This is a genomic window from Delftia acidovorans SPH-1 (assembly GCF_000018665.1).
Lineage (GTDB): Bacteria > Pseudomonadota > Gammaproteobacteria > Burkholderiales > Burkholderiaceae_C > Comamonas > Comamonas acidovorans.
Genome location: NC_010002.1, coordinates 3,928,758 through 3,950,930, shown reverse-complemented (window position 1 = coordinate 3,950,930; position 22,173 = coordinate 3,928,758). Strand labels below are relative to the sequence as shown.

The 22,173-nt window shown below is 68.2% G+C and carries 12 protein-coding genes; 5 read left to right on the top strand and 7 right to left on the bottom strand.

Features of this window, described 5'->3' with window-relative positions:
• Positions 1–48 precede the first annotated feature (48 nt).
• The 5 genes from DACI_RS18115 to DACI_RS18095 form a co-directional block, all read right to left on the bottom strand.
• Positions 49–1,056, bottom strand: coding sequence for a patatin-like phospholipase family protein (locus DACI_RS18115; RefSeq protein WP_012205427.1), 1,008 nt, complete (start codon positions 1,054–1,056; stop codon positions 49–51).
• On the bottom strand, positions 1,056–3,167 hold the full coding sequence (ligA, locus tag DACI_RS18110) for an NAD-dependent DNA ligase LigA (protein WP_012205426.1): 2,112 nt from the start codon (positions 3,165–3,167) through the stop codon (positions 1,056–1,058). Before ligA ends, DACI_RS18115 begins: the two co-directional genes overlap by 1 nt.
• 47 nt (positions 3,168–3,214) lie before the next feature.
• The gene (locus tag DACI_RS18105) at positions 3,215–4,561 is read right to left on the bottom strand and encodes a cell division protein ZipA C-terminal FtsZ-binding domain-containing protein (RefSeq protein ID WP_012205425.1); all 1,347 of its coding nucleotides are present in this window, start codon (positions 4,559–4,561) and stop codon (positions 3,215–3,217) included.
• A gap of 57 nt (positions 4,562–4,618) precedes the next feature.
• Entirely contained in the window at positions 4,619–8,146 is a 3,528-nt protein-coding gene (smc, locus tag DACI_RS18100; protein ID WP_043781925.1) for a chromosome segregation protein SMC, read from the bottom strand.
• 133 nt (positions 8,147–8,279) lie between these two features.
• Positions 8,280–11,567, bottom strand: coding sequence for a bifunctional diguanylate cyclase/phosphodiesterase (locus tag DACI_RS18095; RefSeq protein ID WP_043781922.1), 3,288 nt, complete (start codon positions 11,565–11,567; stop codon positions 8,280–8,282).
• Between the two features lie 551 nt (positions 11,568–12,118).
• Between DACI_RS18095 and DACI_RS18090 the strand changes: the two genes are divergently transcribed.
• The 3 genes from DACI_RS18090 to prpF are packed head-to-tail and all read left to right on the top strand — an operon-like array spanning position 12,119 to position 16,972.
• Positions 12,119–13,099 (top strand): tripartite tricarboxylate transporter substrate binding protein, encoded by a 981-nt coding sequence (locus DACI_RS18090; protein ID WP_012205422.1) that lies wholly within the window; start codon positions 12,119–12,121, stop codon positions 13,097–13,099.
• 49 nt (positions 13,100–13,148) lie between these two features.
• Complete coding sequence (acnD, locus tag DACI_RS18085) at positions 13,149–15,776, top strand: Fe/S-dependent 2-methylisocitrate dehydratase AcnD (protein WP_012205421.1); 2,628 nt, start codon at positions 13,149–13,151, stop codon at positions 15,774–15,776.
• Positions 15,776–16,972 carry a 2-methylaconitate cis-trans isomerase PrpF gene (gene prpF, locus DACI_RS18080; protein ID WP_012205420.1) on the top strand — a complete coding sequence of 399 codons (1,197 nt, stop codon included), beginning with the start codon at positions 15,776–15,778 and terminating at the stop codon, positions 16,970–16,972. Before acnD ends, prpF begins: the two co-directional genes overlap by 1 nt.
• A 16-nt stretch (positions 16,973–16,988) precedes the next feature.
• Here prpF and DACI_RS18075 read toward each other — a convergent pair whose 3' ends face one another.
• Positions 16,989–17,921: a pyridoxal-phosphate dependent enzyme gene (locus DACI_RS18075; protein WP_012205419.1), complete on the bottom strand. Its 933-nt coding sequence runs from the start codon at positions 17,919–17,921 to the stop codon at positions 16,989–16,991.
• Positions 17,922–17,988: 67 nt separating this feature from the next.
• Between DACI_RS18075 and DACI_RS18070 the strand changes: the two genes are divergently transcribed.
• Entirely contained in the window at positions 17,989–18,921 is a 933-nt protein-coding gene (locus tag DACI_RS18070) for a LysR family transcriptional regulator (RefSeq protein WP_012205418.1), read from the top strand.
• Between the two features lie 166 nt (positions 18,922–19,087).
• Entirely contained in the window at positions 19,088–19,948 is an 861-nt protein-coding gene (locus DACI_RS18065) for a hypothetical protein (protein ID WP_012205417.1), read from the top strand.
• A 9-nt stretch (positions 19,949–19,957) separates the two neighbouring features.
• On the opposite strand, the gene prpR is transcribed toward DACI_RS18065, so the two are convergent.
• Positions 19,958–22,003 carry a propionate catabolism operon regulatory protein PrpR gene (gene prpR / locus DACI_RS18060; RefSeq protein WP_012205416.1) on the bottom strand — a complete coding sequence of 682 codons (2,046 nt, stop codon included), beginning with the start codon at positions 22,001–22,003 and terminating at the stop codon, positions 19,958–19,960.
• Positions 22,004–22,173 lie beyond the last annotated feature (170 nt).

Below are 22,173 nucleotides of genomic sequence, written 5' to 3'. Positions count from 1 at the left end.
GCATGTCGGGCGCGCCGGGCCTGTCGGGTGTGCCGCGCCTTTAGCGCTTCAAAGGCCCCAGTGGCGCAGGCCCGGCAACGCGGCCTGCGCTGCCTCGTAGCCTTCGTCGATGGCCTCGCGCGCGCGGTGGAAGTCCAGCAGGCCCAGGTGGGACAGGCGCGGCGCGATCACCAACTCGGGCGGGTCGCCCGCCATGCGGCTGCGCGTGATGCGCATCTGCATGATGTTGACGCTGGTCATCACCACGTCCAGCAGCGAGGGGGGCCGGGGCGGGGGCTCGGTCTCGCGGCCTGCCTCGTCGCGGTGGTGGCCGGGCATCCACCCCATCACGCCGCGCTGCAGCCTGCGCACCCAGGCCGTGCCGGCCACGGCACTGGCCTGGCCGGCCAGGTCTTCGGGCGCCACGCCCTGCTCCACGGCGGGCGGGGCTTCCTCCAGCGGCGGCGCGGCAGCCATGGCGGCGGAGGGAACCAGCGGCCGCATGTGGCGCCGCATGATGTCGGCATTGAGATCGACCGCGATCACGATGTCCGCGCCCATGGCGCGCGCCAGCGAGGCGGGCACGGGGTTGACGATGCCGCCATCGACCAGCAGCCGCCCCTCGCGCTGCACGGGCGTGAACAGGCCGGGCAGCGCGATGGAGGCACGCACGGCATCGGCGATGGAGCCCTTGCGCAGCCAGACCTCGGCGCCCGAATGCAGGTCGGTGGCCACGGCGCCGAAGGGAATCTTCAGGTCCTCGATGGCCGAGTCCACGAAGTGCTCGCGCCAGAACGCGATCAGCTTCTCGCCCTTGAGCATGCCGCCCGTGATGTTGAAGTCCATGAAACCGAACACCTTGCGCATGCCCAGTCCCAGCACCCATTCCTCGAAGCGCTGCATCTCGCCAGCCGCATAGGAGGCACCGACCAGGGCGCCGATGGACGAGCCGCAGATGATGTCGGGCCTCAGGCCCGCATCCTCCAGCGCGCGCAGCACGCCGAAATGCGCCCAGCCACGCGCCGACCCGCTGCCCAGCGCCAGGCCGACCACGGGTTTGCGCGGACTCAGCGCCATCAGCGGTCCCCGCCTGCCAGCAGCGCCAGCATGCCGGCCTCGTCCAGCACGGTCACGCCCAGTTCCTCGGCCTTGGCCAGCTTGCTGCCGGCCTCGGCGCCAGCCACCACATAGCTGGTCTTCTTGCTGACCGAGCCGGAGACCTTGGCGCCCGCGGCCTCCAGCATCTCCTTGGCCTGGTCGCGGCCCAGCGTGGGCAGCGTTCCCGTGAGCACCACGGTCATGCCGGCCAGCGGCTGGGCGGTCTGCTCGCGCGCCGCGCCCTCTTCCCAGTGCACGCCGCAGGCACGCAGTTGCTCGACCACCTCGCGGTTATGGGGCTGGGCGAAGAAGGTGTGGATGCTCTCGGCCACGATGGGCCCCACGTCGCGCACCTGCAGCAGTTGCTCGACGCTGGCGTCCATGATGGCGTCCAGCTGGCCGAAGTGGCGGGCCAGGTCCTTGGCCGTGGACTCGCCCACCTGGCGGATGCCCAGGCCGAAGAGGAACCGCGACAGCGTGGTCTTCTTGGATTTTTCCAGCGCGTCCAGCACGTTCTGGGCCGACTTCTCGGCCATGCGGTCCAGCGATGCCAGGGCCACCAGGCCCAGGCGGTAGAGATCGGGCAGCGTGCGCACCACGTGGCCGTCCACCAACTGGTCCACGAGCTTGTCGCCCAGGCCCTCGATGTCCATGGCGCGCCGCGCGGCAAAGTGCAGGATGGCCTCCTTGCGCTGCGCCGGGCAGAACAGGCCGCCAGTGCAGCGGTGGTTGGCCTCGCCCTTGGGCCGCGCCACGGCGCTGCCGCAGATGGGGCATGCAGCGGGCATGCGGAAGTTGGGCACATAGGCCGGCCGGTCGCCGGGCACGCGGCCCACGACTTCGGGGATCACGTCACCGGCGCGGCGCACGACCACGGTGTCGCCCGTGCGCACGCGCTTTTTGCGGATCTCGAACAGGTTGTGCAGCGTGGCATTCGTGACGATGACGCCGCCCACCGCCACGGGGGCCAGGCGCGCCACGGGCGTGAGCTTGCCCGTGCGGCCGACCTGTATGTCGATGCCTTCCATGCGCGTGGGCATTTCCTCGGCCGGGTACTTGTGGGCCACGGCCCAGCGCGGCTCGCGCGAGACAAAGCCCAGCTGGCGCTGCTGGGCCAGGCTGTTGACCTTGTAGACCACGCCGTCGATCTCGTAGGGCAGCGTGGCGCGCTCGGCGCCCATGCGCTGGTGGAAGGCCACCAGCTCGGCTGCGCCCTTGGCGATGCAGACCTGGGGCGCCACCGGAAAGCCCCAGTCGCGCAGCGTCTGCAGCATGGCGTAGTGGGTGACGAAGTCGGGGCCGCCCTGGGCAGCCGGCGTGATCTCTCCCAGGCCATAGGCGAAGAAGGACAGCGGGCGCTGGGCCGCAATGCCCGAGTCCAGCTGGCGCACCGAGCCTGCGGCCGCATTGCGCGGATTGGCAAAGCTCTTGCCGCCGGCGGCCTGCTGGCGCTCGTTGAGCTTGACGAAGTCGGCGCGGCCCATGTAGACCTCGCCGCGCACCTCGACCACGGGCGGCACGCCCTTGCCTTCGGGCAGGGACAGCGGAATCTTGCGGATGGTGCGGATGTTGTGCGTGACGTCCTCGCCCACCTCGCCGTCGCCGCGCGTGGTGGCCTGCACCAGGCGGCCGTTCTCGTAGCGCAGGTTCATGGCCAGGCCGTCGAACTTGGGCTCGGCCACGTACTCCACGGGCGGCGCGCCTTCGGCCAGTTCCAGCTCCTTGCGGATGCGTGCGTCGAAGGCCTCGGCACCCGTGGCCTCGTTGTCGGTCTCGGTGCGGATGCTGAGCATGGGCACGGCATGGCGCACGGGCATCAGGCCGTCGAGCACGGCGCCAATCACGCGCTGCGTGGGCGAGTCCGGCGTGACCAGTTCGGGATAGGCACCTTCCAGCGCCTGCAGTTGCTGGAAGACGCGGTCGTACTCGCCGTCGGGCACGGTGGGCGTGTCCAGCACGTAGTACTCATGCGCCCATTGGTTGAGCTGGGCGCGCAGCGCCTGCACCTTGGCCAGCACCTTGTCGGGGGCGGCCCCGGACTCCGGCGCCGCGGGGGCTGCGCCGGAGAAAAGATCCAGATTGTCGTTCATGGGGTTGAGGCCAGGAGCCTGTTGTGCACCAGGGGCACCGCGCCGCGTCAGCTGAACAGTCGCCGCGCCAGCATGGAGCCCGCCGACAGCTCGCGGCTGTCGAGCTTGTCATAGAGATGTTCCAGGTCGTGCTGGATGGGGTCCAGCGCCATGGCCGGCAGCAGGTAGCCGTTCTGGTCGCAGAGCACGCCGTCCATGGTCTGACACAGGCGCTCGGCCACCTGGCGCAACTGCACGAAGGCCTGCTCGCCGCGCGGCACCTGGGGCACGTCCAGGCTCAGCAGGAACTCGCGCACCACCGAGGTGTCCAGGTCGTCGGCCATCGCCGCCTGCGGGTCGTAGTTGAGCACCAGCACCGGCGGCATGCCGGGCGTGGGCGAAGGCAGGGCCATGCGCCCGGGCATGGAGCCCGGCAGAAAGCCCTGGCGCGATGCGTTCTGCTGCACGTAGCCCGCGCTCCAGGAGGCCTGGCGTGCGCGCAGCATGAAGGTGAGCTGGGCGTCGTGCTCGCTGGCGAACTGGTCGAGCTCGCGCGCTCGCGCCACTTCCTGCAGCATGTCGGGCACGTCGGGCGTGGCGCCCAGCGCGTCGGCAAAGCGCTGCACCTTGGCAACGAACTCGGAGAACTCGATCTCGTTGAGCGCACCCGTGCGGTTGGCCAGCTGCACGCCGGCCTGGAAGCCCAGGTAGCGCTGGCCGGGCTGCAGCGGCTCCCACTGGTGGGTGGACTGGTTCATGCCCTCGATCGCAAAGGGCTTGTTGCCCGCGCGCCGCGTGGCGGGCTGGGCCTGCAGCGCCAGTTCGCCAGGCACGGCCTGGCCGACCTGCACGGGGGCAATGGCGTCGATCAGCGCATCCAAACCCGGGCGGCTGGCGGCCGCGCTGGTCAGGGCCGCGTCGTTGAGGGAAGGCTCGATGGACTGCGGTGCCGACGGGGACGCCGCAGGCACGGACACAGATTCAGATGCGGGTGCCGAAGCGCTGGCGTCTTCGCCCGCCTGCAGGGCATGGGCGGCCTGCGCGGACTGCACTGCCTGGGCGGCCTTGGCAGCCAGCGCAGCCTGGGCCGCGGCCTGGCGCTGCTGCTCTTCGAGCTGGACCAGATGGGCCAGCTCGGCGTCGGTTTCGGCGAAGCGGTCCACAGAGGCGGGGCTCTGGCCCGGCGCGGCGGAGCCGAAGTCGCCCAGCACGGGCTCGCGCAGGCTGTGCGTCAGGTCCGGGCCGTGGCCCACGGTGTCCATGCCGGGCTCATGGCGCGAGGGATCGCGCTGCGCTTCATCGACGGGGTCGGCGCGCTTGGGTGCATTGCGGCGCGCGGACCAGCTGTTGTAGGCAATGATCAGGGCCAGCACCACAAAGCCCAGGACGGCCAGACTGATTTGCAGGTTACTCATGGAATGAAGGAATGAAACGTCGTTCCAGCAAAGGGGTTTGAAAGGTTGCGGACATGCTCAGGATAGCTCAGCCATGGACAGCGCGGACTCCATGTCCACGGCCACGATGCGGGACACGCCCTGCTCCTGCATGGTCACGCCGATGAGCTGCTGGGCCATTTCCATGGCGATCTTGTTGTGGCTGATGAACAGGAACTGCGTGCTCTTGCTCATGCTGGCCACCAGCTTGGCATAGCGCTCGGTGTTGGCGTCGTCCAGCGGCGCGTCCACCTCGTCCAGCAGACAGAACGGGGCCGGGTTGAGCTGGAAGATGGCGAAGACCAGGGCAATCGCGGTCAGCGCCTTCTCGCCACCCGACAGCAGGTGAATCGTCTGGTTCTTCTTGCCGGGCGGCTGCGCGATCACCTGCACGCCCGAGTCCAGGATTTCATCGCCCGTGATGACCAGCTTGGCCTGCCCGCCGCCGAACAGCTCGGGGAACATGCGCCCGAAATGCCCGTTCACGGTCTCGAAGGTGCCCGACAGCAGCTCGCGCGTCTCGGCATCGATCTTGCGGATGGCATCTTCCAGCGTGTTCATGGCCTGGGTCAGGTCCTCGGTCTGCGCGTCGAGGAAGGTCTTGCGCTCGCGCGCCAGCTTCAGCTCGTCCAGCGCCGCCAGGTTGACCGCGCCCAGGGCCGCGATCTCGCGGTGCAGGCGGTCGATCTCGCCCTGCAGGCCGTGCATGCGCACATTGGCCTCGGCAATGGACTGGGAGACGGCGGCCAGGTCGGCGCCCGCCTCTTCCAGCAAGGTGGAGTACTGCTCCAGGCCCAGGCGCGCGGCCTGCTCCTTGAGCTGGAATTCGGTGATGCGCTGGCGCAGCGGGTCCAGCGCCTTTTCCAGTTGCTGGCGGCGTTCGTCGCTGGCGCGCAGCTTGTTGGTCAGGTCGTCATATTCGCTGCGGCGCGCGGCCACGGCCTGCTCGCGCTGCATCTTCAAATCCAGCGCATCCTGCAGGCCGCCCTGGGCCGCGGCATCGGTCAGGCGCGTGAGCTCGTCCTGCGCGCGCTGCTGCTCGTCGGCCAGCGAGCGGGCCTGCTGGCTGGCCGTCTCTATGGTGCGGCTGAGTTCGCCCCGGCGCGCTTCCAGGCTGCGGCGCGAGAACGTGGCCTCCTGGGCCTGGCGTTCCAGCGTGCGCAGCTGCTCGCGCGATTCGTTCAGGCGCCGCTCGGACTCCAGCACCTTGTCGCCGAGCTGGGCATGGCGCTCCTGGCTGTCGGCCAGTTGCATGTCCAGTTCCTCGAAGCGGGCCTCGGCCGCCACGCGGCGCTCCTCGATGTCGGACAGCTGGGCCTCGACCTCGGCCAGGTCGGCGCTGATCTGGGCATTGCGCGCGCGGGCCTGCTCGGCCAGCTGCGACAGGCGCAGCGTCTCGACCTGCAGCTCGTGGGCACGGCTTTGCGATTCGCTGGCCTCGCGCCGGGCGCTGACCAGGCGCTGCGAGGCCTCGGCATAGGCGCTTTCGGCACGCACCAGGGCCGTGCGTGATTCATCGGAAATCAGCGCCTGGGCGCGCACTTCCTTTTCAAGGTGCTCTATTTCCTGGGCGCGGGCCAGCAGGCCGGATTGCTCCGAGTCCTGCGCATAAAAGCTCACGCTGTGGCTGCTGACGGCATGGCCCGTGGGCACGTAGACGGTTTCACCGGGCCGCAGTTCGCTGCGACGCGACAGCGCCTCTTCCAGAGTGGGCGCCGTGTAGCAGTCCTGCAGCCAGTCGCCGAGCACGGCGCGCAGGCCGGCATCGTTCACGCGCAGCAGGTCCGACAGGTGCTGCCAGCGGCCGGCGGCCGGCGCGGGTGCGCCCTGCGGCGGGCTGAAGAAGGCCAGGCGCGCGGGCGGCGCATCGTGCCCGCCTGAGCCCAGAAAGCCACGCACCATGTCGAGCCGGCCCACTTCCAGCGCGCCCAGGCGCTCGCGCAGCGCGGCCTCCAGCGCGTTTTCCCAGCCGGGCTCAATGGCAATGCGGCTCCACAGGCCCTGCATGCCGTCCAGGCCGTGCTTGGCCAGCCAGGGCTGGAGCTTGCCGTCTGTCTTGACCTTTTCCTGCAGGGCCTTGAGCGCTTCCAGCCGCGCCGACAGGTCCGCGTGGCGCGCGGCCTCGGCATTGACGGCCTGCTGGCGCGTGCGGCGGTCCTCGTCGAGCTGGGGCACGGAGTCCTGCAGCTCGTTGAGCACGGCATCGGCCATTTCAGCCAGTTCGCGCGCCTCTTGCAGCTGGGACTGCAGATTGTTCAGGCGGGCCTCGTCGGGCGTCTCCAGCGCGTTGCGGTCGGCGCGCAGGCGCTCGAAGCGGGTCTCGAACTGGCGGCGCTGCTCGTCCAGGCTGCGCTGCTCGGCGGCCAGCACCTGGATCTGCTGCTGCACCTGGACCACGCTGGCGCGCTGGTCGGTGTCGGCCTTCTGGGCATTGCGCAGGGCGTCCTCCAGGTCGGGCAGGCGCATGCTTTGCTCCTCGACCTGGGCGGCCAGCATCTCGGCCTGTTCCTCGGCGTCCATGCCGGCGCCTTCGAGGTTCTCGATCTCGGCTTCGGCTTCCTCGCGGCGGCTGTTCCACAGCAGCACCTGCTCGGACAGCTGCTGCAGCCGCTGCTGCACGCGCTGGCGGCCTTCGAGCACGTAGCGGATCTCGGCCTCCAGCTTGCCGACTTCGGCCGTGGATTCGTAGAGCTTGGCCTGGGCCTGGTTGACCTGATCGCTGGCGTCGTAGTGGGCCTGGCGCAGGGTTTCGAGTCCGCTTTCGTTGTTGCGGATGTCGGCCATGCGCTCTTCGAGCTCGTTGACGGCCTGCAGGCCCTCCACGCGCACGCGGTCCTGCTCGGCCTCGGCCTCGGCGCGCTTGAGGAACCACAGCTGCTGCTGCTTGAGCGTGACCTGGGACTGCAGCGCGTTGTACTGGGCCGCCACCTCGGCCTGCTTTTCCAGCCGGTCGAGGTTGTTGTTGAGCTCGCGCAGGATGTCTTCCACGCGCGTGAGGTTCTCGGTGGTGGCCGAGAGCCGGTTCTCGGTCTCGCGCCGGCGCTCCTTGTACTTGGACACGCCTGCGGCCTCTTCCAGGAACAGGCGCAGTTCCTCGGGGCGCGACTCGATGATGCGGCTGATCGTGCCCTGGCCGATGATGGCGTAGGCGCGCGGGCCCAGGCCCGTGCCCAGGAACACGTCCTGCACATCGCGGCGGCGCACGGCCTGGTTGTTGATGAAGTAGCTGCTGTTGCCCTCGCGCGTGAGCACGCGCTTGACGGCGATCTCGCCGAACTGGCCCCACTGGCCGCCCGCGCGGTGGTCACTGTTGTCGAACACCAGTTCCACGCTGGAGCGGCTGGCCGGCTTGCGGTGCGTGGTGCCGTTGAAGATCACGTCCTGCATGGACTCGCCGCGCAGCTCGCTGGCCTTGCTCTCGCCCAGCACCCAGCGCACCGCATCCATGATGTTGGACTTGCCGCAGCCGTTGGGGCCCACCACGCCCACCAGTTGCCCCGGCAGCATGAAGTTGGTGGGCTCGGCGAAGGACTTGAAGCCGGACAGCTTGATGGAATTCAGGCGCACGATGCAGGCAGATGGCGGTCCGCGGCGAACGGACGAATGAGGACGTGGGGGAACAACAGGGAAGCTCGGAATGATACCGCGCGCCACCCCTGCTCAAGAATGGAAAGCGGCCCGCGCGGGGCCGTGTCGAATGTCAAGAATGGTTTGAGGGGGCGTCCGGCACCCCGCTGCCATCCGTGCACTCCACCACCTGGGGCCGGTCCTGCGCCTCCTGCGCCTGCTGCGGCAGGTTCGCCGGGCTCAGGGCCGGAGGGCGCGACACGATGGCCTGGCGCACCAGTGCCTCGAAGCTGCGCACGGGCACGGGCGGGCTGAGCAGGTAGCCCTGCCAGGCATGGCAGTGCTGGTCTTCGAGGAACTGGCGCTGCGCCTCGGTCTCCACACCCTCGGCGATGACCTGCAGGCCCAGGCTGGTGCCCAGGGCGACGATGGTGCGCGCAATGGCCGCGTCGTTGGGGTCGCTGAGCACGTCGCGCACGAAGCTGCGGTCGATCTTGAGCTGGTCCAGCGGCAGGCGCTTGAGATAGGCCAGCGAGGAGTAGCCGGTGCCGAAGTCGTCCAGCGAGAACCCCACGCCGTGTGCCTTGAGCGTGGCCATCTTGGCCGCCGTGTCGTCCACGTCGGCCAGCAGCAGGCTTTCGGTCAGCTCCAGCTTGAGCAGGCGCGGGTTGGCACCGTGCTCCTTGAGCGCCTGCAGCACCTGCTCCACGAAGCGCGCCTGGTGGAACTGGCGCGGGCTGACGTTGACGGCCAGCATCAGGCAGGCCATGTCCGGCTCCGCCGCCCATTGCGCCAGTTGCCGGCAGGCCTCGCCCAGCACCCATTCGCCCAGTTGCTGGATCAGGCCCGTTTCCTCGGCCAGCGAGACGAAGAGCGACGGAGGCACCAGCCCTTCGCGCGGGTGATTCCAGCGCAGCAGGCCCTCGGCGCCGACGATGCGCCCGTTCGCCACCTGCGGCTGGTAGTACAGGACGAATTGCGAGCGCACCAGACCCTCGCGCATTTCCTGCTCCATGGCCGTGCGCGATCTCAGCACGGCCTGCAGTTGCGGATCGAAGAACTGCAGCGTGTTGCGCCCCATGCCCTTGGCCTGGTACATGGCCATCTCGGCACGGCGCAGCACCTCGTCGGCACTGAGTTCCTGCTCGCCGAACAGGCTGGCGCCTATGCTCAGCGTGATGTGGCAGGACTGGCCACTCAGTTGCAACGGTTGCAGCAGCAGCGAACGCATGCGCTGGACCTCGCCTTCGAGCTTGGAGGCGGCGTGCATGGAGTCCTTGCCCAGATCCTCCAGCAGCACGACGAAGTCATCGCCGCTGTGGCGGGCCAGCGTGGCCTCGCGGCCCAGGGACTGGGCCAGTCGCTCGGCAATCATGCGCAGCAGCACGTCGCCCAGTTCCAGCCCCAGGCTGTCGTTGAAGGCCTTGAAGTTGTCCACGTCCAGCAGCATGACGGCGCCACAGCGCCCGCGACGGCGGCTGGAGGCCAGCGCCTGCTGCAGCCGGTCCACCAGCAGGCGGCGGTTGGGCAGGCCGGTGAGCGCATCGTAGAAGGCCAGGCGGCGAATTTCCTCTTCGGCGGTCTTGCGCTGGCTCTGGTCCTGCAGGATCAGCAGGCAGCCCTCGTCCAGCAGCATGCCGCCGATGGATACGGAGCGCGCGCAGCCGTCGCTGCCTATGAGCTGGTACTCCTCGGAGTTGAGGGTGCCGCAGCTGTCGGACTCGCTGCCATGGGGGCTTTGGGCAACGCGCGCCCGCGCCTGCGCGGCTTCGAAGCGGCGCTGCATGCGCTGGCGGCGGGCTTCATCCGGGCACATGTTGCGCCACCAGCCGTCGCCATCCATGCCGGCCGTGGCGCCGTGGCCTGCCAGGCGCATGAATTCCTCGTTCCAGTAGGCGAAGCGGCCATCCTCCTGCAGCATGGCCAGGCCCAGGGGCAGGCGCTGAATGACCATGCGCAGGTGGCGCGATCCGTCGCGTTGCATTTGCTGCAAGTGGCGGCGCGCGCTGATGTCCTGCACCAGGGCCATCAGCCGCAGCGATGGGCCGTGGCCCAGCGCGGAGATGTGCAGTTCCACCCAGACCAGGCTGCCGTCGCTGCGCCGCAGCTGCCGCTCGATCTGCAGGGCGCGGCGCTGGCCCGCAGCCAGTTCCTGCAGCAGCAGCCTGTCGCCCTCCACCGTTTCGGCGGCCACCAGGGCCAGCAGGGGGCGCTGGCACAGCTGCTGTGCCTCGTGGCCGGTGATGTCGCAATACCTGCGGTTCACATGCAGGACATTGCCGTTGGCCGCGTCGATCTGCACCACGCCCACGGCGGCCTGCTCGAACAGTGCCTGAAAGCGGGCATCGCTCTCGCGCATGCTGCGGGAAGAGGCACGCAGCTGCGCCCAGCTGGACGGATGGCGTCGCCACCAGGCTGCCGCCAGCGAGGCCAGCAGGACTGACACCAGCATGCCCAGCGCAAACAGCACCAGGGGCTGGGCGCGCTCGGTCCAGGACAGGGCCGTGCTCACGGGAATGAAGTTCAGCCGCCACAGCCGGTCCTGGGCCTGCAGCGTCTGCTCCAGCACCACCTGGCCGGTGTCGCCCAGGCCTACCGCTTCCTGCCCGCGCTCGGGCCAGGCAGCACCCAGATACAGCGGCAGCGGCGATACGCCGGCCGGCGGCAGGGGCGAGACCGGGCCTGCGTCATGCATGGCCAGCGCTAGCCGGCCCAGGAAGCCGCGCTCATGCAGGTCCTGCACCAGATCATGCACACGAATGCTGACGTCGGCCGTTCCCAGGAACAGCGGATGCGCGGCCGCGCCATCCGGAGACTGGTGGTCCGCAAGGGCAAAGACGGGCGCGCGCACCAGCACGGCGGTGGCATGCTCGCCGGGCTGCTTCATGGCAAACGGCGCCGAGACCACGGCGGCCGCGCTGTCCCGGCTGCGCAGCATGCTGGCCATGAGACTGGGGCGGTCGTGCATGTCCAGGCCGGCGATGGATTCATTGCCTTCCACCGGCCAGAGATAGTCGATGAAGAAATAGTGGGGATCGGGCCTGAACGAGGCCGACGGATCCTGGCTGGCCTGTCCGCGCTCCGTTGCGGCCCGCGTAAAGGTCAGCGCCTGCATGCCGGGCTGTATCTGTATGCGCAGCGCCTGCGCAATGCGCGCGAAGGCCTGCTGCCCCATCTCGGGAGAGGCGGCCAGCTGGTTGGCCACATGCTGGACCATGACGGCATAGGCATCCAGGCGCATCTCCAGCGCCTGGCGGGCAGACTGAGCCTGTTGCGTATGGCGCTGCAGATCGATGCGCTCCAGCGCCCTCTGCTGCTGCAAGGCGAGCGCGGCGCTCAGGCACATGCCCACCGCCATGACGGTGGCGGCTGGCCAGGCGGTCCGGATGGCTACAAGCGTGCGCTGGGCAAAAGCTGACATGGAGCGGCTAAGGCTGAATAGGCAGTCACGGGGGAATCGGTCCAGGAGCACGGAACCACTCGTTGCCAGCCCCATGGCCAGCCACCCGAAAAGGCCGGGCAGGCCATGTGGAGCAGAGAGCGAGGATAAATGGATTTCGGCATCCGGCAGGCAAATCACATGTAAGACAAATCCTACAAACGCCTTTGATCTATCGTCGGAATGCGCTCTTGCTGAAGCCCTCCACGGGCAAACCCTAGACTGCAGGCAGCAAGGTGCTTGCACCCGGCCCCCATGTACCCGAGCCTGCCGAGCCCGCCGGGCCTGCCGGGCCTTGCCGGGCACCAGGGGTGGAGGGCGAGGCATTGCACAAGCCCTCATCCATGAAATCAGAGGCTGCAGTTTTGAAACATCAATGAAACGGATCGTGCGGCAGCAGGTGGCGCTGCAGCCCTTCAGCCTCTGGCAGCAGGCTGTGATGCTTGCACGGGTTTCCCCTTGAGTCGGATGGCATGCCGCTTGCAACAAGCCTGGTGCACTGCCAACCATAACTCTGCAGGAGACACCAACCCATGAGCATCAACCGCCGCCGCTTTTGCGCCGCCCTGCCCGCCCCGCTGGCCGGCCTTGCGCTGCCGCACCAGGGTCTGGCCCAGGAGGCCTTTCCCAGCAAATCGCTGAAGATCGTCTGCCCCTTCGCGCCCGGCGGCGGTTCGGACTTCATTGCGCGCGTGGCCTCCAACGTGCTCAACGACAGGCTGGGCCAGCCCGTGGTGGTGGAGAACCGGCCTGGCGCCGGTGGCACGCTGGGCACCGAGTACGCGCTGCGCTCGGCGGCCGATGGCTACACGCTGCTGCTGGTGGCGGGCAGCTATACGGTCAACCCTTCGCTGTACAAGCTGCGCTTCGACCCCGTGGCCGACATGACGCCCGTGATCCAGCTGTCCAAAGGCGCCTACGTGGTCTGCGTGAGCCCCCGCGTGCCCGCCAGAAACCTGCAGGAATTGCTGACCCATGCGCGTGAGAACCCGGGCAAGCTGACCTTTGCCTCGGCCGGCAATGGCAGCCATCTTCACATCGTCACCGAGTACCTGTTCGGCATGGCCAAGGTCAAGGCCACGCATGTGCCCTATCGCGGCACGGGCCCGGCCGTGACCGATTTGCTGTCGGGCAACGTGGACATGCTGGTGGCCGGCACCGAGGCGCTGATGCAGCACGTCAAGAGCGGCAAGCTGCACGCCCTGGCCGTGACCACGGCCCAGCGCCTGCCCGCCTATCCCGAGATTCCGTCGGTGGCCGAAAGCGGCCTGCCGGACTATGACGTGGTGGCCTGGCACGGCCTGCTCGCGCCCAAGGGCCTGCCGCCCGCCGTGCTGTCGCGCATCAATGCGGCGTTGGACACCGGCCTCAAGGCGCCGGCACTGCTGGCCCAGCTGGAGCCCACGGGCGTGTCCCCGGCAGGCGGCACACCGGCCCAGTTCGGCGCCCTGATCCAGTCCGAGATTCCCCGCTACGCCAAGGTGGTGAAAGACAACGAAATCCGCGCACAGTAATCGGCGCACAGCAATCGGCTCACGCAGGCCCGAGAATCCATCCGCCCCCATGACGTCCCGCTACAAGAAACCCCTGCCCGGCACCACGCTGCACTACATCGACGCCCGCGCCGCCGTCGATGCCCTCTCGCCCGGCGCCTGGGCACGCCTGCCCTACACCGCCCGCGTCCACGCCGAGAACCTTGTGCGCCGCGCCGATCCCGCGCAGCTGGACAGCTACCTGCTGCAGCTCATCGAGCGCCGCCGCGACATCGACTTTCCCTGGTACCCCGTGCGCGTGGTCTGCCACGACATCCTGGGCCAGACCGCCCTGGTGGACCTGGCCGGCCTGCGCGACGCCATTGCGGCCGAAGGCGGCGACCCCGCCCAGGTCAACCCCGTCGTTCCCGTGCAGCTCATCGTGGACCATTCGCTGGCCGTGGAGTGCGGCGGCTTCGATCCCGACGCCTTCGTGAAGAACCGCGCCATCGAGGACCGCCGCAACGAGGACCGCTTCCACTTCATCGAGTGGACAAAAAAAGCCTTTGCCAACGTGGATGTGATCCCCGCAGGGAACGGGATCATGCACCAGATCAATCTGGAAAAAATGTCCCCCGTGGTGACCGTGCAGGATGGCCTGGCCTTCCCCGATACCTGCGTGGGCACGGACAGTCACACGCCCCATGTCGATGCCCTGGGCGTGATCGCCGTGGGCGTGGGTGGCCTTGAGGCCGAGAACGTCATGCTGGGCCGCGCCTGCTGGATGCGCCTGCCCGAGATCGTGGGCGTGCGCCTCACGGGCCGGCGCCAGGGCGGCATCACCGCCACCGACATCGTGCTGGCCCTGACCGAATTCCTGCGCCAGCAAAAAGTTGTCGGCGCCTATGTGGAATTCTTTGGCGAGGGCGCCGACAGCCTGAGCATTGGCGACCGCGCCACCATCTCCAACATGTGCCCTGAATACGGCGCCACGGCGGCCATGTTCTCCATTGACGACCAGACCCTGGCCTACCTGCGCCTGACCGGCCGCGACGAGGCCCAGGTGCGCCTGGTCGAGGCCTATGCGCGCACCGCGGGTTTCTGGAGCGACAGCCTGGCCGATGCCCAGTACGAGCGCGTGCTGCAGTTCGACCTGTCCACCGTGGTGCGCAACATGGCCGGCCCCTCGAATCCGCACCGGCGCCTGCCCACCTCGGCCCTGGCCGAGCGCGGCATTGCCGATGCGGCCAAGCTGCAGGCCGCCCGCGCCCAGGAGGCGGAAGGCCTGATGCCCGATGGGGCCGTCATCATCGCCGCCATCACCAGCTGCACCAACACCAGCAACCCGCGCAACGTCATCGCCGCGGCGCTGCTGGCGCGCAATGCCAATCGCCTGGGTCTCACGCGCAAGCCCTGGGTCAAGACCTCGCTGGCGCCGGGCTCCAAGGCCGTGGAGCTGTATCTGAAGGAGGCCGGGCTGCTCACCGAGCTGGAGCAACTGGGCTTTGGCATCGTCGCCTTTGCCTGCACCACCTGCAACGGCATGAGCGGCGCGCTGGACCCCGCCATCCAGCAGGAAATCATCGAGCGCGACCTCTACGCCACGGCCGTGCTCTCGGGCAACCGCAACTTCGACGGGCGCATCCATCCCCAGGCCAAACAAGCCTTCCTGGCCTCGCCGCCGCTGGTCGTGGCCTATGCGCTGGCGGGCACGGTGCGCTTTGACATCGAGCAGGATGTGCTGGCTGTGGTGGACGGCCGCGAGATCCACCTCAAGGACCTGTGGCCCGCCGACGAGGAGATCGACGCCATCGTCAAGCAATCGGTCAAACCTGCGCAATTCCGCGCCGTCTACGAACCCATGTTCGCCCTCCGCAAGGACGATGGAGACCGGGCACGGCCCCAGTACGACTGGCGCCCCCAGTCCACCTACATCCGCCGCCCCCCGTACTGGGACACCGAAGGCGTGGGCGCGCTGGCGGCCTTCCCGCGCACGCTGCGCAACATGCGGCCGCTGGCCCTGCTGCCCGACAACATCACCACCGACCACCTGTCGCCCTCCAACGCCATCCTGGCCGACAGCGCCGCGGGCGAATACCTGGCGCGCATGGGCCTGCCCGAGGAGGACTTCAACTCCTACGCCACCCACCGCGGCGACCACCTCACCGCCATGCGGGCCACCTTTGCCAACCCGCAGCTGGTCAATGAAATGGCCGTCATCGACGGCGTGCAGCACAAGGGCTCGCTGGCGCGCATCGAGCCCGAAGGCCGCGTGGAGCGCATGTGGGAGGCCATGGAAACCTACCTGAACCGCCGCCAGCCGCTGATCATCATCGCGGGCGCCGACTACGGCCAGGGCTCCAGCCGCGACTGGGCGGCCAAGGGAGTGCGGCTGGCCGGAGTCGAGGCCGTGGTGGCCGAAGGCTTCGAGCGCATCCACCGCACCAACCTCATCGGCATGGGCGTGCTGCCGCTGCAGTTCGTGCCGGGCACCGACCGCAGGACCCTGGGGCTGGACGGCACGGAGATCTATGGCGTGGAGGGCGAGCGCACGCCGGGAACCCAACTCACTCTGGTGATTGAACGAAGAAGCGGCCAGACGCTGCGCGTGCCGGTGACCTGCCGGCTGGACACGGCCGAGGAGGTATCGGTCTACGAAGCGGGCGGCGTGCTGCAGCGGTTTGCCCAGGACTTTCTTGCACAGACACAGGACGCTTGATGAACACCACACCCCAGATCCGCATTCCCGCCACCTACCTGCGCGGCGGCACCAGCAAGGGCGTGTTCTTCCGCCTGCAAGACCTTCCGGAGGCTGCGCAACAGCCGGGCCCCGTGCGCGACGCCATCCTGCTGCGCGCCCTGGGCAGCCCCGACCCTTACGGCAAGCAGATCGACGGCATGGGCAATGCATCGTCGAGCACCAGCAAGGCCGTGATCCTCTCGGCCAGCACGCGCGAAGGCCATGACGTGGACTACCTGTTCGGCCAGGTCTCCATCGACCGGCCCTTCGTGGACTGGAGCGGCAACTGCGGCAACCTCTCGGCCGCCGTGGGGCCCTGCGCCATCCACATGGGATTGATAGCCCCTGCGCGCATTCCACGCAACGGCACGGTCACCCTCCGTATCTGGCAGGCCAATATCGGCAAGACCATCGTGGCCCATGTGCCCATCACGAACGGCCAGGTGCAGGAGACAGGCGACTTCGAGCTCGATGGCGTGACCTTTCCTGCGGCCGAGGTGGCGTTGGAGTTCCTGGACCCTGCCGATGAGGGAGAGGACGGAGGCGCCATGTTCCCCACGGGCCATCTCGTGGATCGCCTGGATGTGCCTGGCGTGGGCAGCTTTGCAGCCACGCTGATCAATGCGGGCATTCCGACCATCTTCCTGAACGCAAAGGACCTGGGCTACACGGGCTGCGAGCTGCAGGACGCCATCAACGGCGATGCCGAGGCGCTGGCGCGCTTCGAGGCCATACGCGCCCACGGCGCCCTGCAGATGGGCCTGATCCAGGAACTGTCCGAAGCCGCCAGGCGCCAGCACACGCCCAAAATCGCCTTTGTGGCACCGCCAGCGCCCTACACGGCCTCCAGCGGCAAACGCATCGAGGCAGGCGATGTGGACCTGCTGGTGCGCGCCCTGTCCATGGGCAAGCTGCACCACGCCATGATGGGCACGGCGGCGGTGGCCATCGGCACGGCGGCAGCGGTGCCGGGCACGCTGGTGAATCTGGCGGCGGGCGGCGGCGAACGCGGTGCCGTTCGCTTCGGCCATCCCTCCGGCACGCTGCGCGTGGGCGCCGAGGCCCGGTTGGTGAATGGCCAGTGGCATGTGACCAAGGCCTTGATGAGCCGCAGCGCGCGCATCCTGATGGAAGGCTGGATCAGGGTGCCTGGCGAAGTGTTGAACGCCGCGTGAATGCGCAGGTCCGGGTTCAGGCCTGGGCTCTCAGCGCCGCTGCGTGCCACGTCCGCAGTTGCTCCAGCGTGTTCGTCGTGCCGCCGCAGGCCACCACCAGCACGCGCTTGAAGCCTTGCAGCGCAGGTGCGCCTGCGTAGGCCAGGGCCAGCGCGGCACCGCAGGCGGGCTCCACATGCAGGCGATGGTCATCAATGAAGCGCAGGCAGGCATCCAGCGCCTGCGCATCCGTCACCACGGCGCTGCGCACGGGGTGCACCTGCGCCAGATCGAAGGCCCGCTGGCAGACTTGGCGCGCGCCCAGCGAAGTGGCAACGCTGGTGATGCGGTCCAGCAGCACGCGGCGGCCCTGGGCCAGCGACTGCGCCAGGGAGTCGGCGCCGGCCGTCTCCGCGGCAATTACGGGCACATCGGTCCAGCCGTGGCGCTCCAGGCCCTGCACCACGCCGGCCAGCAGGCCGCCGCCGCCCACGGCCAGCACCACGGCGTCGGGCTTGAAGTCGGCAGCAGCCAGCTCATCGACCAGGGTGGAATGCCCCGTCCACAGCAGCGGGTCGTCAAACGGATGGACAAAGGCATCCTCGGCGCCCAACAGGGACTGGGCCAGGGCATTGGCCTCGTCCCAGACGGCGCCATGCACGATCAGCTCGGCGCCCTGGGCACGGATCAGTGCCCGCGCATGCTCGGTCGTGGTTTGCGGTACGACCACGGTGACGGGCATGGACAGCTGCCGCCCGGCATAGGCCACGGCAATGCCGGCATTGCCGCCCGATGAGGCCACAAAGCGCTTCTTGCCCTGGCGCGCCAGGGTCTCGCAGGCATGGCCTATGCCGCGCAGCTTGAACGATCCGCAGGGCTGCAGCGCATCCAGCTTGAGCCAGATTTCAGGACCACCGGCGTGACTCAGGGCATGGGACGGGATAAGGGGAGTGAAGGTGTGCAAAGGCATGGGGTGGCAGTGTAGGACTGGCGTTCAGCCGCGATAATCCCTTGGCTTTTCAAATATTCTTTGCGCCATGAGCACAAATCAAGCCCTGCCCCTGTTCGGAGAAATGGCCATCTTCGTCAAGGTGGTGGACACGGGCAGCTTCTCCGAGGCCGCACGCCAGCTGGGCAGCACGCCATCGGCCACCAGCCGGGGCGTGGCGCGGCTGGAAAGGGCACTGGGTCTGCGCCTGCTGGAACGCACCACGCGCAAGCTGCGCCTGAGCGAGGCCGGCCGCGAGGTGCATGCGCGCTGCCTGGACATGGTGGGCGCCGCCCAGGCCGTCATGGCCGCGTCCCTGCGGCAGGACGCGCAGCCGCGCGGCCTGGTGCGCATCAGCGTGCCCAAGGCCGTGGGCCGTACCGTGGTCCATCCCCACATGCCCGACTTCCTGGCCCTGTATCCCGAGGTCGACGTGCAGATGCGGCTGGAAGACCGCTACATGGACCTGATCGACGACCCTGTGGACCTGGCCATACGCATCACCAACCACCCGCCGCCGGGACTCATGGGCCGCCACCTGATGGACATCGACCATCTGCTGTGCGCCTCGCCCCAGTACCTGGCCCGGCACGGCACGCCCGTGCATCCGCTGGAGCTCAAGGCCCACAGCTGCATCTACCTGGGGGAGGAGCCCGGCGACGCGCACTGGAAGCTGCGCGGCCATGGCAAGACCGTCACCGTGGCCGTGCGCGGGCGCTATGCCGCCAACCACACCGGTGTGCGGCTGGACGCCGTGCTGCAGCACATCGGCATCGCCAGCCTGCCCCGCTTCACGGCACGCGAGGCCCTGGCGGACGGGCGCATCGTGCAGGTGCTGCCGGACTGGAACTTTCTGCCCAACTACAGCGGCCAGCTGTGGATTCTTCACCCGCCCACGCGCCACCTTCCGCTCAAGCTGCGCGTGCTGATGGATTTCCTTGCTGAACGGCTGGGCGGGGTTGATGGGCTGCAGTTTTCATGATTCTTCCATGTGATTTTCAATAGCCAATGGCAATCACGACGACCATTTCATTCGAGCAGAAAGCCAAATGACTCCGTCATCCCGGGCGATTCAGCATTCCGAAGTGGATCGCGGTTAAAGTCCGGCATCCATTCGATTCAATATCCCCAAAACCAACGGAGCAAGCATGTCAAAGCGACTGAATGGCCTCATGGCCGCGGCCCTTGCCGCCTTCATTTCCACACCCGCGCTGGCCATTCTTCCGGATTCGGGCATGTGGAGCATTGGCGCGGAACTCAATGGCAATCCCGGGCGCGGCATTCAGATCGACAGGCAAGGCGGCTCCACGCTGATCCTGACCTATTTCGGTTATCGCGCGGACGGATCGTCCCTGTTCCTGCAGGCCGCAGGCACGCTGAAGGACGGCAAGCAGTTTGACGGCGTGCTCACGGAATACCGCAATGGCCGCGCACTGGGTGGCCAGGCCCGCGATGGAGAGTTTGCACAGGAGGCTGGCCCGGTCAGGATCGTCTTCGATTCCTCCACCACGGCGACGATCACCCTGCCCGGCGAGGCTCCGCAGCGCCTTCAGCGCTTCCAGTTCGAGGATCTCAGGAACCGGCTCAACTTCACGTTCTTCCATTCGAGCGCACAGGACTATGCACGAATGTCGTCATCTGGCGAAATAACTTTCAAGGTTGATGCGAACTCATTGATCGCCGTCGAGAGATCAAATGCTGGAAGCATTGCCTGCGAGTACAGTGGGAATTTGCAACCGACGGGTGATTCCTTCAGCTCCGAAGGAACTGCCCAATGTTTTTTTGGGGCCACGTCGCAAGCCTACCTGTACAGCATGAGAGAACTGAAGGTGGATGAGTTCGGCGCGCTCACTGCACGTTTTTATTTCAGGCATCCCAGCTATCCCGAACTGCGACCTTCCCTTCGGTCGGTCGCTGGCATATGCAAAGGCAGTGCTGCCAATATTGACGTCTACCGTTGCGATCCATCCGATTTGAAACTTGACCCTGGCCTCTGGAAAGAGTGGTGACAGCTCGCGTCAGTCGTTTTGGCTACGCAACCTGCGCCACAGCGTGGCCCGGCTGATGCCCAGGATCTCGCAGGCGCGGCGCTGGTCGCCCTGCACCTGCTCCAGTACTTCGCGCATGCGCTGGCGCTCGGCATCGCGACGGGCCTCGCGCAGTTGCAGTTGCCGCTGCTGCGCTGGCAGGGCCTGAACGGTACCCTGCCCAGCCCCGTCGCATTCAGGAAACAGCTCCCGCAACCGGCCCATGTCCACGCGGCCCGCGCCGTCACGCAGGTCGTGGCGGCAGGCCAGCAGGCGTTCCACCCAGTTGTCCAGCTCTCGCGCATTGCCGGGCCAGCGGTGCGCGGCGGCCAAATCCAGCAGGGCTTCCAGCAAGGGCTCCAGTGAAGAGGACTCGGCCTGCAGTGACTGCGTGCGCAAACGCCGCGCAAGCATGGTGCGGGCCAGGGCCTGGACATCGCCCTGTCCGCGTTCGTGCAGTCCGGGCATGGCCAGGCGCAGCACGGCCAGGCGGTAGAACAGGTCGCGCCTGAATTCACCGCGCTCGACCAGGGCCGCCAGATCGGCATGCGTGGCGGCGATGACGCGCAGGTCCACGGGCACGGACGTGGTGGAGCCCACGCGCAGCACTTCGCGCTCCTGCAGCACGCGCAGCAGGCGGGACTGCAGGGCCAGCGGCATGTCCCCGATCTCGTCCAGGAACAAGGTGCCCGTATGGGCCGCCTCGATCAGCCCGGTCTTGCCGCCGCGCCGCGCGCCGGTGAAAGCGCCTTCGTCGTAGCCGAAGAGTTCGCTCTCCAGCAGGCTTTCCCCCAGGGCCGCGCAGTTGACGGCCAGAAAGGGCTGGGCGGCGCGCCGGCTGGCGCGGTGCATGCCCTGTGCCAGCAGCTCCTTGCCCGTGCCACTGTCGCCCTGGATGAGCACGGTGGCATCGCTGGCCGCGAACTGGCGCGCCAGGCGGCGCACGCGCTGGGCGGGTTCACTGTCGCCCGCGTAGTCTTCGATGCGCCAGCGCACGCCCGCGCCGCGCAGGCTGCGGTTGGCGCGCAGGTGGCGGTCGGCGCGCTGGATGGTGGCGGGGTCGCGGCAGACCAGCAAGGCGCCCGTGAGCTGGCCGTTTTCCACGATGGGTGCGCGCCGTACCACCAGGGTGCGCATGGCCAGCTGGACCACGTCTTCACTGCCTTCGGGCTCCAGGGACTGCGACTGCAGCGCCTGTGCCAGCGCCAGCGCGGGCGCCACCTCGTCCAGCAGCCGGCCATGCAGCGCCCTGGCGGGCGCTCCCAGCAGGGCTGCCATGGTGGGGTTCAGTGCCTGGATGCAGCCTTGCGTATCCACGGCGACCACGCCGTCCTGCAACTGGCCAAGCACGGTTTCCAGCCGCTGGTGGCGGGCACGCTCGGCATGGCGGTGGCGGGCCAGCAGCACCGCGTCGCGCAGGGCCTGCAGCACGGCGCCGTCGGAGTACAGCAGCACGCTGGGAATGCCGGCCTGCTCGGCCAGGTCGGCAACCAGACCTGGCGCGACCACGGCACCCACGCCTGCGGCCTGCAGCGCACGCACGCAGGCCTGGGCATCCTCGGGCCCGTGGTAGCTGAACTGGGCAATGCCGGCGCCGAACAGCGCGTCGAACTGGGCCAGGTGAGGCGAGGGATGGTCAAACGACACCAGCCCGATGCGCGGCGTGCCGCCCGCCTGCGCCAATTCCCGCGCGCTGGCCAGCGCCTGCAGCAGATCGAAGCCGCGCACCTCGATCATGACCACGGGAATGTCGACATGCTCGCGCACCCAGGCACCACTGGCGCCGGCGGCCACCAGGGCGTCTATGGGCTCGACCGCCTGCAGCGCACGCACGGCCTGCACGGCGTCGTCAAAGGCCGCGCTGACATGCTCCACACGCACCTGGTCGCCCACCGCCAGGGACATGCGCTCCAGCACGCGGCCGATGCGGTGGCGGCCTATGGTGACGACACGGGGCCATGCCGCGCGGGGGCCGGACGGGGTTCCAGGGACAGGGGGCACGACTGATTCATTCATGCAACCGATTATTTCATTCATGCAACATCGCGCTGCGTGAATCCCGCAGCAGGTTCCGCCCCATCCTCTTGTGAACTTAAAAATGCATTCAGATCAATGGCTTGCAATGACAAGGGTTTACCCTTTATTGCCATGGCATGCAGCTTGCAAACAAAGCCGGCGTTTCAATCATTTCAAGTATTTCCAGGAGA

Excerpts from the sequence above, each read along its gene's own strand:
- DACI_RS18090 (WP_012205422.1), top strand. The coding sequence starts at position 12,119 with ATGAGCATCAACCGCCGCCGCTTTTGCGCCGCCCTGCCCGCCCCGCTG.
- DACI_RS18075 (WP_012205419.1), bottom strand. The coding sequence starts at position 17,921 with ATGCCTTTGCACACCTTCACTCCCCTTATCCCGTCCCATGCCCTGAGT.
- DACI_RS18115 (WP_012205427.1), bottom strand. The coding sequence starts at position 1,056 with ATGGCGCTGAGTCCGCGCAAACCCGTGGTCGGCCTGGCGCTGGGCAGC.
- DACI_RS18095 (WP_043781922.1), bottom strand. The coding sequence starts at position 11,567 with ATGTCAGCTTTTGCCCAGCGCACGCTTGTAGCCATCCGGACCGCCTGG.
- DACI_RS18070 (WP_012205418.1), top strand. The coding sequence starts at position 17,989 with ATGAGCACAAATCAAGCCCTGCCCCTGTTCGGAGAAATGGCCATCTTC.
- ligA (WP_012205426.1), bottom strand. The coding sequence starts at position 3,167 with ATGAACGACAATCTGGATCTTTTCTCCGGCGCAGCCCCCGCGGCGCCG.
- prpF (WP_012205420.1), top strand. The coding sequence starts at position 15,776 with ATGAACACCACACCCCAGATCCGCATTCCCGCCACCTACCTGCGCGGC.
- DACI_RS18105 (WP_012205425.1), bottom strand. The coding sequence starts at position 4,561 with ATGAGTAACCTGCAAATCAGTCTGGCCGTCCTGGGCTTTGTGGTGCTG.
- DACI_RS18065 (WP_012205417.1), top strand. The coding sequence starts at position 19,088 with ATGTCAAAGCGACTGAATGGCCTCATGGCCGCGGCCCTTGCCGCCTTC.
- prpR (WP_012205416.1), bottom strand. The coding sequence starts at position 22,003 with ATGAATGAAATAATCGGTTGCATGAATGAATCAGTCGTGCCCCCTGTC.
- acnD (WP_012205421.1), top strand. The coding sequence starts at position 13,149 with ATGACGTCCCGCTACAAGAAACCCCTGCCCGGCACCACGCTGCACTAC.